11 protein-coding genes are annotated in these 16,308 nt (G+C 35.3%); 10 read left to right on the top strand and 1 reads right to left on the bottom strand.

The genetic code is table 11. The features are described 5' to 3' along the window. Nucleotides 1-191: 191 nt before the first annotated feature. The 6 genes from H0486_RS09230 (at nt 192) to H0486_RS09205 (ending at nt 10,821) form a co-directional block, all read left to right on the top strand. Nucleotides 192-3,758, top strand: coding sequence for an EAL domain-containing protein (locus tag H0486_RS09230; protein WP_228352728.1), 3,567 nt, complete (start codon nt 192-194; stop codon nt 3,756-3,758). A gap of 274 nt (nt 3,759-4,032) precedes the next feature. Then, entirely contained in the window at nt 4,033-4,263 is a 231-nt protein-coding gene (locus H0486_RS09225; protein ID WP_228352727.1) for a hypothetical protein, read from the top strand. 118 nt (nt 4,264-4,381) lie between these two features. Beyond that, nucleotides 4,382-5,404, top strand: coding sequence for a sugar kinase (locus H0486_RS09220; RefSeq protein ID WP_228352726.1), 1,023 nt, complete (start codon nt 4,382-4,384; stop codon nt 5,402-5,404). A 205-nt stretch (nt 5,405-5,609) separates the two neighbouring features. Then, the gene (locus tag H0486_RS09215) at nt 5,610-7,745 is read left to right on the top strand and encodes a methyl-accepting chemotaxis protein (protein ID WP_228352725.1); all 2,136 of its coding nucleotides are present in this window, start codon (nt 5,610-5,612) and stop codon (nt 7,743-7,745) included. A 144-nt stretch (nt 7,746-7,889) separates the two neighbouring features. Then, on the top strand, nt 7,890-8,417 hold the full coding sequence (locus H0486_RS09210) for a hypothetical protein (RefSeq protein WP_228352724.1): 528 nt from the start codon (nt 7,890-7,892) through the stop codon (nt 8,415-8,417). Nucleotides 8,418-8,532: 115 nt separating this feature from the next. Then, entirely contained in the window at nt 8,533-10,821 is a 2,289-nt protein-coding gene (locus H0486_RS09205) for a hydratase (RefSeq protein ID WP_228352723.1), read from the top strand. A 185-nt stretch (nt 10,822-11,006) separates the two neighbouring features. On the opposite strand, the gene H0486_RS09200 is transcribed toward H0486_RS09205, so the two are convergent. After that, the gene (locus H0486_RS09200; protein WP_228352722.1) at nt 11,007-12,395 is read right to left on the bottom strand and encodes an MATE family efflux transporter; all 1,389 of its coding nucleotides are present in this window, start codon (nt 12,393-12,395) and stop codon (nt 11,007-11,009) included. Nucleotides 12,396-12,625: 230 nt separating this feature from the next. Here H0486_RS09200 and folD point away from each other — a divergent pair, with 230 nt between their 5' ends. From folD to pgsA, 4 genes are all read left to right on the top strand, one after another. After that, complete coding sequence (folD, locus tag H0486_RS09195; RefSeq protein WP_228352721.1) at nt 12,626-13,462, top strand: bifunctional methylenetetrahydrofolate dehydrogenase/methenyltetrahydrofolate cyclohydrolase FolD; 837 nt, start codon at nt 12,626-12,628, stop codon at nt 13,460-13,462. A gap of 279 nt (nt 13,463-13,741) precedes the next feature. Continuing rightward, nucleotides 13,742-14,281: a hypothetical protein gene (locus H0486_RS09190; RefSeq protein ID WP_228352720.1), complete on the top strand. Its 540-nt coding sequence runs from the start codon at nt 13,742-13,744 to the stop codon at nt 14,279-14,281. 127 nt (nt 14,282-14,408) lie between these two features. Beyond that, nucleotides 14,409-15,746: a 30S ribosomal protein S12 methylthiotransferase RimO gene (gene rimO, locus H0486_RS09185; RefSeq protein ID WP_228352719.1), complete on the top strand. Its 1,338-nt coding sequence runs from the start codon at nt 14,409-14,411 to the stop codon at nt 15,744-15,746. A 2-nt stretch (nt 15,747-15,748) separates the two neighbouring features. Then, nucleotides 15,749-16,288 carry a CDP-diacylglycerol--glycerol-3-phosphate 3-phosphatidyltransferase gene (gene pgsA, locus H0486_RS09180; protein WP_228352718.1) on the top strand — a complete coding sequence of 180 codons (540 nt, stop codon included), beginning with the start codon at nt 15,749-15,751 and terminating at the stop codon, nt 16,286-16,288. Nucleotides 16,289-16,308 lie beyond the last annotated feature (20 nt).

Below are 16,308 nucleotides of genomic sequence, written 5' to 3'. Positions count from 1 at the left end.
AATAGGTACAGGATATATATTCAGAGTGGAATATACATAATCCTGTACCTATTTTATATGAAAGTCCGCCACAGCATCAAACGTATCAATTCATTGCATTATCAATGCATTTCATATATTGTATATTTAGGTCAAATGTACTATAATTATTAGACAAATACTTAACAAACGAAACCCTAAAGAGGTGTAAAATGCAAAAGAATAATGCAATAATAAAAGACAGTTCTTTACATACTCTGTTAATAGATGATGCTTTTATCCAATTCTTAAAAAGTGGACAAATTGCTGCTATCTATTTAGATAATGATGGAACAATACAATATGTAACTCCGATTCTATCCTCTATAATGGGTCTTTCCATGGAAAATTATGGTCTGTTGATTACGGATGTGATTCAATCGGAGCAGTTCACACAGTTGAAACATATGATATTGAATTATATTCATCATGTAAATGAAAACAGAGATGCTGACATGACACAACTGCAAGCATTAAATCAATATCAGTCGGAAATAGAGATTACAGGTCTAAATAAGATTAGTTATCAATTAGTAATACGATACAATATTACGAATGATAACAAGGTAAATGGAATCATCATCCTTTTATACGATATTTCGCAAAGAAAGGCAATTGAAAATAATCTAAAACTAGAAAAAGAAAAATACCGAATCTTTGCAGAGCTTACCGAATGTGCTTTATGGGAGTATAATATAAAAACAAAAGAGTTTAAGCATTTCCGAAAACTGAAAGGGCGCTATGCTAATCATAATTTAACAATACCAGATTTTCGTAATACTATGATTCAAAAGGGCTGGTTATATCCAGAGGATATACAGGAGTTTGAAGCATTCTGTGATAGTATGGACAGAGGAGAAGAATTCATTCAATATGATCTTCGTTCCTTGGGTGATAATGATGAATACATATGGATTCGATATCAGGGAACTGCACTTAGGGATGAACATGGAAATACAAGTGTTATACTCGGCAGAACCTTAAATATTGATAATGAATATCGCGAGCATGAGAAAATTGTTCAAAGATTATTGCGGGACGGATTAACAGGCCTATATAATCGAGCTACTACAAAAGAAAAGGTGGATCAGTGCTTAGAACGGAGTAATCTTGATGAGAAACAGAGTATTCATAATTTTATGATAATTGATATCGATAATTTTCAACAGATCAATGAACTGCTGGGTCATGTTGAAGGGGATGAAATTATTGAGATGTTTTCTAAGGAATTAGAAAAACTCTTTCATTCAACCGACATTATTGGTCGAATTGGCGGAGATAAGTTTCTTGTTTTGCAAAAAGACATTAAAAAGCAAAACCAGATTAAACAAACGTTAGCAGCGATCTGTGAGATGGCCAGGAATCAATTACATGACTTTCAAAAAAATAAATTGATTACAGTAAGTATTGGCTGTGCATCCTATCCAGCAGACGGTAATGATTATGAAACTTTATATCGAAAAGCAGATATCGCTCTTTACATTGCAAAATCCAGAGGGAAAGATCAATTTGTTTTATATCAGCAGGACATGGAGTGTCAATATCTGGATACAGAATTTGAACCTTTTTTATGGAACAGTTCCGGTATTGATACGTCAAATGTAGATAAGCGTATTATGAATATTGCTCTTGATATATTAAACGACACGAGCAATCTTCATTATTCCATCAATCATGTCTTACATGAAGTAGGAAAGTTTTTTAATCTTTCCCGTATCACGGTGTATGAAACAGAGATTGGTAATAAAGAAGCGAGAGTTCATTTTGAATGGCGTAATCTTGGTATCCCATCTGCAGAATACGATTTATTGGAAAAAAATAGACCAATGATAAAGAATTACAAAGATATTTTTATGTCCAATAATATATTATACATTAATGACGTTGCAACAGAAAAGCTCCCATTTTCATTGGAACTACTATTTGCCAGATTAGGAACCAAAGCTGTTGTTCAATGCGCAATATATGATGGAGATACCTTTATTGGCACTGTGAATTTTGAAGATTGTATCTCGGCAAGATGTTGGAGCAAATACGAGTTAGATACCTTATACACATTAACAAGATTTCTCAGTACTTATATATTACAGCTTCGAAGTAAGCTTGATTTGGATAACGAGTTATTTTTCTCGCAAGCTACCCTTAGTAATCAAAAGCTATGCAATTATGCTGTAAAGGAAGGTACATATGAGCTTGTCTATTTTAGCGAATATACAAAGAAACAATTTCCCAATGTAAAGCTCGGAGCAATGTGTTATAACGTCATCTATGGTAGGGAGACTCCTTGTGATCCTTGTCCATTAAGTGGATTAAATACATATGCGAATACCTATTCTATAGAGACCTACCATAATAAAGATAATGCCTGGTATAGTACAACGGCTACCAGGGAAGTGTTACCGGATGGAAGCAGCATTGATTTAATTTGCTCAGTGGATGTGACCGGATTTATAGACAGAGTCCATTCAACGGATGCTATGACCGGAGTATTGACTTTGTCAAAGTTTGAAGCGGAGGCTATGAAGCTAATATCTGGTTCTTCCAAAAATAAATATTGCATCATTTATTGTGATTTTGATAAATTTAAAAATATTAATGATAGCTGGGGTTATTCCATCGGTAATGAAGTATTAATACATTTTGCCAAGCTTATAGACAGGAGCATAAAAGGAACAGAATTGACTTGCCGTATATCGGATGATAAATTCTTAATTATGCTTTCTTATAAAAACAAAAGTGAAACAATAGAACGGATTAAAGTTTTTTATAATCAGCTGGAAGAATATTTTAGTGAAGCCTTCCCCCGAATTAAAATTGTAATAACAGGCGGCATTTATTTCTTAAAACAGGAGGATAAGGTCTTAAGCATTGCTATTGATCGTGCGAATTTGGCAAGAAAAACGGTGAAAGGTACACATAAAAGTGATTTTGCTATTTATGACAATTTTCTTCACACACAGGTTTCCAAAGAGAAAATGATAGAAAATCGCATGAATGAAGCATTGAAAAACAATGAATTTATTGTATACCTGCAACCAAAGATTGATCTTAGTTCCAGAAAGATTGTCGGTGCAGAGGCTTTGGTAAGATGGAGATTTCCCTCTGGTCAGATTCTCTCTCCAAATGACTTTATTCCGATTTTTGAGAAGAACGGATTTGTTACTGATTTAGATTTTTATGTTTATGAAAAAACGTTATCAACCTTACAGAAATGGCTGCTACAGGGGAATCCGGAGATTATTATTTCTATTAATGTATCTGGAATTCATTTGAATGAGGCTAATTTTCTGGACCGTTTCCTGGGTTTGTTAGAAAAATATAATATTCCTCCGAGATTAATTGAATTAGAAATTACGGAAAGTATATTTTTTAAGGAGCTGGATCGCCTTGTTTTAATTATAAACAGCTTCCGACAAAAGGGTTTTCTAATCTCTATAGATGATTTTGGATCAGGCTACTCTTCACTAAATATGCTTAAGACACTACCGATCGATATCTTAAAGCTGGATCGCGAATTCTTTATGTGGAATGAGATGGGTGTCCAGGATAAGATTGTAATCTCGGGAATTATTTCATTGGCAAAGGGATTGGGATTGAAAGTAGTTTCGGAAGGAGTCGAAACAGAAGAACAGGTTGAATTCTTGTTAGAAAGCTCCTGCGATATGGCACAGGGATATTTGTTCTATAAACCGATGCCGGTTGAGGAATTTGAAAAGCTATTAGACATAAAATCAATTTAAGCCAAGGCTGCTGTAAATGTATTTCCATGAATTATTGCTTATCTAACACATAATTCTTTCAATACATTTTTCAGCAGCTCTTCTATTGCATTAAAAATCCATCGATTGATCAATAAAGGGTTCTAATTCTTACTATAATTAGTGAATTCATAATTTTTTACTAAAATTATGAGAATTATGCAACCTTTTCTATTCATATATCGTTTAATATAATAGAAGGGACATGATGCTCCCATTTTATGAGTATTATTAAGAATATGAAACGGAGAAAAAAATGAAAAGACTAATCCGAAGCAATCACATCAGAAAATTCAAAGTTCTTTTAGGAGGATTATTATACGCATTGATTTCCATCGTTGCATTAATCCTATGCTTGTCTGAAATGACAAAGTACTCGTCTCCACAACCAGAAATCCTGCTACCTTTTGGAGTAGCAATGATCAGTATGATTTTAGGGATTCATTCCATGTTTGGTAAAGGACAATTACAAAAGGAACACCTTTGATAAAAAATAGCAAAATTTGCGAGTTTTTGAGTCCTTTTTGACATTGACTATCCATTTTATTAATTCTATACTATGGATGATATTGATTTCATATTTATACTAAAAGGAGAAGAATAAAATGGCAAAAGTTATAACAATGGGCGAGATTATGCTACGGTTGTCTACACCTGGGTATCAGAGATTTATTCAATCAGACAGTTTTGATGTATGCTATGGCGGTGGAGAAGCTAATGTTGCTGTATCGTTATCAAATTATGGACATAATGCGTACTTTGTAACGAAGGTCCCTAACAATCCGATTGGTGATTGCGCTATTGCTGCCTTGCGAAAGTATAACGTTAACTGTAATTATATTGCTCGTGGGGGAGAAAGGCTCGGAATTTATTTTCTGGAAACCGGCGCGTCCATGAGAGCATCTAATGTAGTATATGATCGTGCCCATGCTTCCATTGCAGAAGCAGATCCATCCGATTTTGACTTTGATGCTATTTTTGAAGGAGCAGACTGGTTTCATTTTACAGGTATTACACCGGCTATAAGTGATAAGGCAGCTATTCTTACAGAAGAAGCATTAAAGGCTGCTAAACGCAAGAACATTACTGTATCTGTTGACCTTAATTTCCGTAAGAAGCTTTGGTCTTCTGAAAAAGCACAAAGAATTATGACAAATCTAATGCAATATGTTGACGTTTGCATTGGTAATGAAGAGGATGCAGAGAAGGTGCTGGGCTTTAAACCAGGAAAAACCGATGTCACAAGCGGAGAATTGGAGCTTGCCGGTTATCAGGATATCTTTGAGCAGATGGTGAAAAAATTCAATTTTAAGTATGTAGTTAGCTCCTTAAGAGAAAGCTTTTCCGCTTCCGATAATGGCTGGTCTGCTTGTATTTATGATGGTAAGAAATTCTATCATTCAAAGAAATATAATATTCGTATTGTTGATCGTGTAGGTGGAGGAGATTCCTTTGCTGGTGGTCTGATTGCCGGACTATTGGATGGTAAAAGTATGGAAGATGCGTTGGAATTTGCTGTAGCAGCATCCGCATTAAAGCATACAATTCCTGGGGATTTTAATCTGGTGTCCAAAGCAGAAGTCGAAGCATTAGTAGGTGGAGATGCTTCCGGCCGAGTACAAAGGTAGTTTATTCCATAAAATAAATAGAAAATCATAATAATTATATATAAAATACAAATAAACTGTAATCATTCTGTGATTACGGTTTTTTTGTTCAATCCAACTTGTTTTAGTATTAATTTAGTGATAAAATTATATATACAAATACATATTTAAACATGTTTTTGATGTTAGAATTATACATGTTGCACTATCAGGGAGGAGTAACATAGTGAAAAAAAAGGTAGGACAAAAGACTAATATGCAAAAGATGAATAATGGGCAAAAGATAAGTTTTAAGCAAAGAATAAGTAAGATATTTCATAATTTACTGCATGTTAGGGGTAGTATACGTGCTAAGCTTATTTTATCCTTTATGATTCCGGTAATATTCATTATTATTTTAGGCGTCGCTGCTTATTCAAGTGCATCCAAATCAATAATTTCTATTTTCACAGAATCTACTGAGAACATGATAATATCCACAGGAAAATATTATGATATTATTATGCAGAACATCGAAGATAAAGCAGTTCAGTTATCTATGGATGATAATATGAAGCAATATTATAATGGAAAGTTGAAGGACGATATCATAGCAGAAAGTAATTTATTAAAGAAGGTACGTAACACTATATCGACAACTGCAGTATCCGATCAATACATTGAGAATATATTTATTTATGCAAATTACGGCTCCAGTATTTCTTCACTTGGAGATTTTACTAGTAAAGATGCATTTGCATCATTCTCAGAGACTGAAGAAGCAAAGAAAGCCACAGAGGTAAAATCACTTTGGACAGGCTATCATAATTTCTCTGATACAGAATTTGATACGTCAACTAATACATATGCTATTACCTTTATAAAGCAATATATGGGTATGTCTGGACGTCCCATCGGTTTTCTGCAATTTGATGTATCTATGAATGTGATTTCAGATGCTCTTTCCAGTATGAATCTTCCAAAAGATAGTAAGGTAGCATTTATTTCAGCAGACGGAAGGGAAATTACACCGGATGGCGATAATACAGAAACCTTATTCTATGGAAAGGATTATTATAATAATATAATCACAAGTGAGAGTCAGGATGGAAATATGCCAGTATCCTTTCATGGAGAGGAACACCTGATGATCTTCACAAAAATAGGAGATACAGGCGCTGCTATAGCGGCTCTGGTACCAGTTTCTGAGATTACTAGTCAAGCGAATTCCATTCGACTGTTAGCAATAGTTATCGTGCTTGTTGCAGGAATTATTGCAGGTTTAATAGGTGTTGTGGTTGCTGCAGGAATAGATAAAGACATTAAAGCGATTATTGGTTCTCTATCAAAAGCCGCAGGCGGTGACTTGACGGTAGAAGTTCAAACCAAGAGAAAAGATGAATTCCTTGTTTTATCAGATAGCATTAATCATATGATTAGAAATATGAAGATGCTGATTACAAAAGCGTCTTCCATTGGTGAAGCAGTTATAAGTTCCTCTCAAAATGTATCACAGAATTCTGAATTATTATTAACTGCTTCACAAGATATATCAAAAGCAATTTCCGAAATACAACAGGGAATCACCCAACAGGCTTCCGATGCTGAGCGTTGCTTACATCAGACCGATGCACTTGCTAATCAGATTAACCTCGTTCATGAGAATTCCATCGCCATTGAGAAGATTTCTAATGATACAAAAAGTGTTGTTACAGATGGTATTCATGTGGTAGATGAATTAAATAAAGCAACCGGTGCAAGCATTCAGATTACAAATGATACTATTCAGGAAATTGAAGAACTAAGTAATGAGTCAAAGGCAATTACAGAAATAATCGCTGTTATCAACGATATTGCAGAGCAGACAAATCTGTTATCATTGAACGCTTCCATCGAAGCAGCAAGAGCCGGAGATGCAGGACGTGGATTTTCCGTGGTTGCTGATGAAATTCGTAAATTAGCAGTTAAATCAGTGAATTCCGCTTCTGAAATCGAACAGATCATTAATAATATCAGCAAGAAAACAGAGCATACAGCGGCAACCGTACGCCAAGCCGGTGCAATCTCAAAAACAACAGAAGAAAAACTAAAAGATGTTATCATGCTATTCAATAATATTAATGTACATGTTGATGAATTAGCAATAAAAATGAGTAATATAGCAGATGGTATTCATGACATCGATAAGGCTAAAAATGATACCTTAAATGCAATCGAAAGTATTTCTGCAGTAGCTGAAGAGACCTCCGCTGCTTCAGAGGAAGTAGATGCTACCGCACAACAGCAGCTTGAAGCAGTAACAAAAATGAATGAAGCAGCAAAATCACTCAATGGTAAATCTTCTGATTTAGATGCTTCCATACGTTTATTCAAGATTAATTAATTACGCAATAGTTGAATGGGACCGGGGATTCCTCGGTCCTATTTTCATATAATTCCATACAAAATAAGACTTGATTATTCTTACATAAAATATTATGATTAAGAATGTCTAAAATTCTGTACAAGGTATATGGAGGAAGAAAACATGCGAAAAAAGAATAAGAAACAAACACAGAGCAGTATATTGTTGAATACGAAGGAGAAAAAGATAGCAGCTGCCATAGCTTCAGCCGTCCTTTTATTACTAGTTATCATTTTCATGATAATCGAAAGTAATGATGGAAAAATAACAGTAAAAAACAATACAAATCTTCAATTAGAATATGTTAACACATACTTTGTCGGAGAAGAAGGACCGATTACCGATAATATAGAATTTAATGATATAGCTGCAAAAGGAAAAGCGTTCCTTCCACAAGAAGAAATCAACCTTTTCGGCAGTAATTCGAATTTTGAAGTTAGGTTTAAGTTTGAAAATAATGAAGAATTATTTGTTGATGCAGGTGTTTTTAATGATAAATTCAATGGCAATATCAAGCTCACCTTTGAAGAGGATAAAGATGGCATCATTGTATTGAAAGTAAAAGCTTCCAACGGTTTACTATCATCCAAATTAATCGATTGTAATGAAAAATACAGAATTAATCTGGCTGAAGGTATCGTAGAAGAATAATGATATGACATTACTATTATAAGTTAGTCATAAATTCAGTTACGATTTGTTATTATTAAAGCAAGTAAATATGTGACAGTACAAAAGGATTAAGCCTTAAGAAGGAGAAATGAAAATGGTTAAGTTATATGACAAGGGTGCCTATTTAGTTAATGGTACTGAATTAATTGAAGAGCATAGTCAGGTAAATGAGGAAATTAAAGCAAAGACAGGATTAGATGCGATTTCAAAAGAACCGGCTAAGAAAAATACAATGGCCTATCAGATTTTAAACAATCATAATACCTCCGGTAATGATTCAAAATTGAAGATTAAATTTGATAAGCTAACATCCCATGATATTACTTTTGTTGGTATTATTCAGACTGCAAGAGCCAGTGGCTTGGAGAAATTCCCGGTACCGTATGTTCTTACCAATTGTCACAACAGTTTGTGTGCAGTAGGAGGTACAATCAATGAAGATGACCATATGTTTGGCCTTTCCTGCGCTAAAAAATATGGTGGAGTCTTTGTACCACCTCATCAGGCAGTAATTCATCAATACGCAAGAGAGATGTTAGCCTCCTGCGGAAGTATGATTCTGGGTTCTGACAGTCATACCCGTTACGGTGCACTTGGTACTATGGCGATTGGTGAAGGTGGCCCGGAGCTTGTGAAGCAGTTATTAAACAGAACCTACGATATTAATATGCCGGAGGTTATTGCCGTATATTTAACCGGTACTCCAAGAAAAGGAGTAGGTCCTCAGGACGTTGCATTAGCTATTATCGGTGCTGTTTTTGCCAATGGATATGTGAATAACAAGGTGATGGAGTTTGTCGGTGATGGTATTAAGAATTTAAGCGTTGACTACAGAATCGGTATAGATGTTATGACTACCGAAACAACCTGTCTTTCCTCTATATGGGCCACAGACAGCGCGGTTAAGGAATTCTATGAAACCCATCATCGTGCTGCTGATTATAAAGAATTAAAGCCGGGACAGGCAGCATATTATGATGGAGTGGTTTATGTTGATTTGTCTGAAATCAAACCAATGATTGCTATGCCTTTCCATCCTAGCAATGTTTATACCATTGATGAATTAAATGCAAATCTATACGATATTCTTACTGAGGTAGAGAAGAAGGCACTCGTAAGCCTGGATAACAATAAAGTGAAATATTCTCTGAAAGATAAGATTCGAAACGGCAAATTATACGTTGATCAGGGTACTATAGCTGGATGTGCCGGTGGTGGATTTGAGAATATATGCGATGCTGCAGATATTCTGAATGGTAAATACATAGGAGCAGACGAGTTCTCGTTAAGTGTTTATCCAGCAAGTCAACCGGTATTTATGGAATTGGTTAAAAATGGTGCAGTAACAAAGTTGATGGCAAGTGGTGCAACAATACGAACTGCATTCTGCGGTCCATGCTTTGGTGCAGGAGATGTTCCTTCTAACAACGGTTTCAGTATACGTCATACTACAAGGAACTTCCCGAACAGAGAAGGTTCGAAGATAACCAATGGTCAAATCGCTTCCGTTGCTCTAATGGATGCACGATCCATTGCTGCCACAGCTGCAAATAAAGGATATTTAACATCCGCAGAGAATATTGATGTGACCTTCAGTAAACCTAAGTATTTCTTTGATAGTACGATTTATGATAATCGAGTATATAATGGAATTGGTAAAGCAGACAGTAGCGTGGAGATTAAATTTGGCCCTGGAATCGTAGACTGGCCCGCTATGTCAGAATTAAGTGATGATATTATACTTAAGGTAGTATCTGAGATTCATGATCCGGTTACTACAACGGATGAATTAATTCCGTCCGGTGAGACCTCGTCTTATCGATCCAATCCTTTAGGATTAGCCGAATTCACCCTTTCTCGTAAGGATCCTGCATATGTAGGCCGTGCGAAAGAAGTGCAGAAAGCAGAAAAAGCCAGATTAGCAGGTGAAGATGTAGTTGCTGTTAATATGGAGTTAAAGGAAGTATACGATAAAATTGCAGCAAAGTTCTCCTTCGATGCGAATAAAACTCAAATCGGAAGTACCATTTATGCAGTGAAACCCGGCGATGGCTCGGCAAGAGAGCAAGCAGCAAGCTGCCAGAAGGTACTTGGTGGTTTTGCAAATATTGCAAAGGAATATGCAACAAAGAGATATCGCTCCAATCTTATAAATTGGGGAATGCTTCCCTTCTTATACAAAGATGCAGAGCTTCCTTTCCAAAATGGAGATTATATCTTTATTAAGGATATAAAAATGGCAATTATTGATAAATCAACGGACATTAAAGCCTACGTTGTAACAAAGGATATGAAAGAATTCTCATTACAGCTGGGTGAACTGACGGATGATGAAAGAGAAATTATATTAAAAGGATGCTTGATTAATTATTATAGAGGATAATGATATTATTAGTATAATTTAATTTCTTTACACAAATAAAAACGCCATTATTTATTTAAGTCCATAATTAAACATAAAGCTGGGCCTGCTATTGTAAGTATCACATTCATTAAGAATGTGCACATATAATAGCAAGCCCTTAATAATATCCAATAACAAATAAAAGCTATTATGAGTTCTATATATTAATCTCCAGCTAATCTGATATTCCTCCACTTTCCTTTTTTCCATCTGATTAAGAAAATGATAGCTCGAATATCTTCATCCAGAGCCATACCGATCCAGATTCCTACAAGACCTAGATTACATACTACAGCTAGAACATATCCAAATCCAAAAGCAACTGCCCACATAAATACCATTCCGATTATCATGGGGAACTTAATATCACCAGTAGCCTGCAAGGAACGTACCAGTGTAATATTCGTACATTTTCCGAGCTCTAAGAGGATTTCAATGAACATAATCTTTTTTCCAAGTGCAAGAACTCTTGGATCTTTGGAAAACAAACCAAATAGGAGATCACTGAAGATAAACATAGTTGTTGAGATAACCAATGATACGATGATTGCATTCCTTAAGGTCTTTTTAACCCGGCGGTCCACCTGATCAACCTTACCTGCACCCATATAATTACCGATGACTACCTGAGAAGCTTGTCCTACAGCAGAAGAGTACATGTAAGAAAACCAGGAGAAAGTACTTGCTAATACCTTCGTATTAATCACAAAGGTACCAAAGGTATTAACCACCTTAAGAATTAATGTCATTGCTATGGAATAGCTAAAAGATTCACCTCCTGATGGAATACCGATACCAAGTAGTTTTTTTAATTCCATTCTTGGAAATGGAGACAATGCTTTTAGAGAAATTCTCGTATCAAAGTGCTTATGAAATAAGTAACAATATAATAATATACCAACCAAACGGCTTACGTTCGTAGCAATGGCTGCACCAGCAACTCCCAATGCAGGTAAAAAGCCTGCTCCATTAATAAGTAATGCATTACCAAGCACATTAACCAAATTAATAAAGACAGATATGAGCATGGTTTCCTTCATCATACGATTTGCACGAAAAATAGCTGAAAACACTGATATAATAGCCTGAAGGAATATGAAACCGCCTATCCATAGAATATAGGTATGTGCATCTGTATAAATATCCTGAGGGACCTTCATAAAGCGAAAGATGGTTCCTGAAAAGCATATTATGATAAACATGATGATAAAGCTAAATACTAGATTAACACATAGTGACAGGGTATATATGGTAGATAATTTATGTTTGTTATTAGAACCAATATATTGTGCAACCAGTATTATAGTAGACATGCTGATTAAATTGAACATAATCATCAGTAAATTAATAATTTGATTGGCATTTCCAATTGCACCAACCGCATTTTCAGAATATCTGGTAACCATATATTGATCTACATTACCTACCAGCATGGTTAACGTCATTTCAATAAAAATCGGCCAGACCAACTTGAATAAAGATGCTGGCTTATCCGAAGCATTATCGTTCTCTCTCTTTAGAAAAGAAAATCTCATATTCTTAAAAATCTTCATAATATACCTCATTCCTATGTATGTACTATAATGTCTATTGATGTTTTATAACATTTTAGTAATAACTACAATGGTTTTTATTATTACCAGGATGTCTAATTCGATTTTATTCATCATTCTATATGGTTTCCTGTTATTTCAAATATTTCTTGAGATATACAATAAGATATATTAAAATAGATTAGAAATCAATTGAAAATATATTTTTTAACATACAGATGGAGGTTATTATGGCATTAATTATTGATGGTAAAAAAATATCCGCCGAGATAAAGGACGAATTAAAGGAAAAGGTTGCACAATTAAAGACATCCGGAGTTGAGATTACCTTAGCAGTCATTCAGGTCGGTAATGATCCTGCATCCAGTGTTTATGTTGGTAATAAAAAGAAGGCTTGTGAATACATCGGAATAAAATCCTTGGCATATGAGCTCCCTGAAAGCACCACACAGGAGGATTTGCTGTCCTTAATCATAAAGCTAAACCAAGATGTGTCAGTAAACGGAATTCTTGTTCAATTGCCTTTACCAAAGCATATTGATGAAGATCTTGTCATTAAGACCATTGACCCAAGTAAGGATGTGGATGGATTTCATCCGCAAAGCGTGGGAGCATTAAGTATCGGACAGAAAGGATTTCTTTCCTGTACTCCGGCTGGTATTATTCAATTACTAAAGCGATCCAATATCTCAATTGAGGGTAAAGAATGTGTCATTATTGGTAGAAGTAATATAGTAGGAAAACCGATGGCTTTGTTAATGCTTAGAGAAAATGCAACTGTTACCATCTGCCATTCCAGGACTAAAAATCTAGCAGAAGTATGTAAACGTGCCGATATCTTAATCGTTGCGATTGGAAAACCCCGCTTTGTAACTAAGGAATATGTAAAAGACGGAGCAGTTGTCATTGATGTCGGTATTCATAGAAATGAGAATAACAAGCTATGTGGCGATGTTGATTATGATGATGTGGTTGATAAGGTATCTGCCATTACACCTGTACCCGGAGGAGTTGGCCCTATGACCATAGCAATGTTAATGAACAACTGTGTAGAATCAGTCCTTTAGGCTGTAAGATATCGCTTCCATAGTGATTGTTATAATATTGATTAGGGTATCAATAGTCTGGTTTATGCAGTGAAATGGATATTAAGTTGCTGATTTTTGACACCTGATCAATCTAAACTATATTAATGAAAGAGGATCGGACGGTGATATTATTTGAATAACATACAACAAATGATTTTTAATTATAATATGAATCCTTCCATAATAGACGGTTCCTTTCGTGTGTTGGAAGCGGAGCAGGAGTTTATTATTCATCCATCGGCATTGGGGTAATTGCCATTGAACCTTAATTCACTCAATTATCCGTTTACCTGTGAATTTTCGATGAAAGATTATCATCTTTATTTAAACAGAATTGTTATGCCAAAGTCATACTCGCAGTGTGTATCGGGTGAGCTCATATCTGCAGCTACTGTTAACAATGTAGGGGAGGAAACAGAGTATCAATATAATGATTTTAAGGTTTCTTATAACGGAGCTATCCTAATAGGCACAAACCCAGTGAAGGACTATAATATGAAGGGACAACGGTACCCTTGTTTTTCTTATCAAAAGGTGTATGAACTTATTTATGAAAATGGTATTTTGATTACCTCTGTAGATCAATCTAAGGCTATGATTAGAATACGAAAGAATCTGGAGCTGGGCCTTAGAAGTTTATACAACAACCGGGACCTTAGATGTATCAAACGATTTATGAATTCATCTTTTGTTGGGGATTATAAGCCGTTTGTTATGAAAGGCAGACGCTTACATTATGTGAAAGATATGATGAAAACATATTCGAAGTATATGTCACAACAAGATATGTCATTTTAGGAAAGTTTCTGAAGCTTGTTCTATAACTGTAGTATAACGAGTAAAATAACTATTTCTTTTTTTATAAAAAGCTGTTACAATGTTGAAGCAACAAAGCTACCAGCAATTAATAATGAAAGGACTTAATATGAACATATATTTTATATCCCTTGGTTGTGATAAAAACCTTGTTGACAGCGAAAATATGTTAGGTATTCTGCATGAGAGTGGCTATCGAATCACCAATCAGGAAGAAGATGCAGATATTATTATAGTAAATACCTGTTGCTTTATTCATGATGCAAAACAGGAAAGTATAAATACCATAATTGAGATGGCGGAATACAAAAAAAGCGGTTCATTGAAAGCATTGATTGTAACAGGATGCTTAGCAGAACGTTACAAGGATGAAATATTACGTGAAATTCCGGAGGTGGACGCCCTTCTTGGTACTTCCAGCTTTACAGAAATACACAAGGTTATTGAAGAGATTATTGACGGAAAACATCCTACCCGTTTTGAGGATTTGGACGTTCTACCAAAATCAAGTAGCAAGAGAATTCTTACATCGGGTACCTTCTCTACCTATCTTAAGATAGCTGAGGGTTGTGATAAGCATTGCACGTATTGTATTATTCCTCAGGTTCGTGGAAATTACCGAAGTGTTCCGATGGAGGATCTGTTGCAGGAAGCAAAATATCTGGCAGAACAAGGGGTAAAGGAACTTATTCTTGTCGCTCAGGAAACTACTATTTACGGTAAAGATTTATATGGAGAAAATACGTTGCCCAGGCTTTTGCATGAACTAGCTTCCATTGAAGGGATAGAATGGATACGTATCCTGTACTGCTATCCAGAAGAGATAACAGATGAATTAATCGAAGCGATGATATCTGAGCCAAAGGTTTGTAGATATCTTGATATACCAATACAACATGCATCGGATCGGATCTTAAAGCTAATGGGAAGAAAAACCTCCAAAGCGGATCTGATTCACATCATTAATACATTGAGAGAGAAGCTTCCCGATATTGTGTTAAGAACCACATTAATCACTGGCTTCCCGACAGAAACAGAGGAAGAACATCAGGAATTAATGGAGTTTGTTAAAGATATGAAATTTGAACGTCTTGGAGTATTCACATATTCTAAAGAAGACAATACTCCTGCAGCAAAGCTTAAGCCACAAATTACTGCAAAGGTAAAAAAACAGCGTCAGAAAGAGATTATGAAGTTACAACAGGGCATTGTATTTACCCATACTTCGCAATTAAAGAATCAAATTTTTGATGTTTTAATAGAAGGAAGGCTTACAGATGAAGAAAATGTATATATCGGACGCACCTATATGGATGCTCCTCAAGTGGATGGTTTCTTCTTTGTATCTTCTGAACGAGAATTAATTTCAGGTGATATTGTGAAAGCAGTAGTAACTGGCGCAAATGGCTATGATTTGGTCGGCAAGCTTTCAGAAGGGGGAAAATAGATATGAATTTACCAAACAAAATAACGATCTTCAGAGTGTTAATGATACCGGTATTTTTGATCTTTATGTTAGTACCCGGTATTCCATTCGGAAATTATATTGCTGCAGCAATCTTCATCATTGCTGCTTTATCCGATATGTTGGATGGTTATATAGCGCGAAAGTATAAGCTTGTTACTAATTTTGGTAAATTTATGGATCCTCTTGCAGATAAGCTGCTGGTATCCTGTGCTTTAATCTGCTTCGTAGAATTCAGGACAATTCCTACCTGGGTTGTAATTATCATTATAGCGAGGGATTTTATTATAAATGGATTTCGCTTGATTGCATCGGATAATGGTGTGGTACTTGCTGCAGGTTGGTGGGGAAAAGTAAAAACCAATGTGCAGATGGTTATGAGCGTAATGTTAATCATTAACCTCGATTATCCAATTATCAATATACTGGAGCAGGTAGCAATTTACCTATCGGTTACACTCACAGTGATTTCTTTGGTTGATTATCTATATAAAAACAGAAGCATATTAAAAGAAACAAAGTAATTAAAGCAGTCTGTTATCTA

The sequence above is a fragment of the Variimorphobacter saccharofermentans genome (genome assembly GCF_014174405.1).
GTDB lineage: Bacteria > Bacillota > Clostridia > Lachnospirales > Lachnospiraceae > Mobilitalea > Mobilitalea saccharofermentans.
This window is presented reverse-complemented; position numbering and strand designations above follow the sequence as displayed.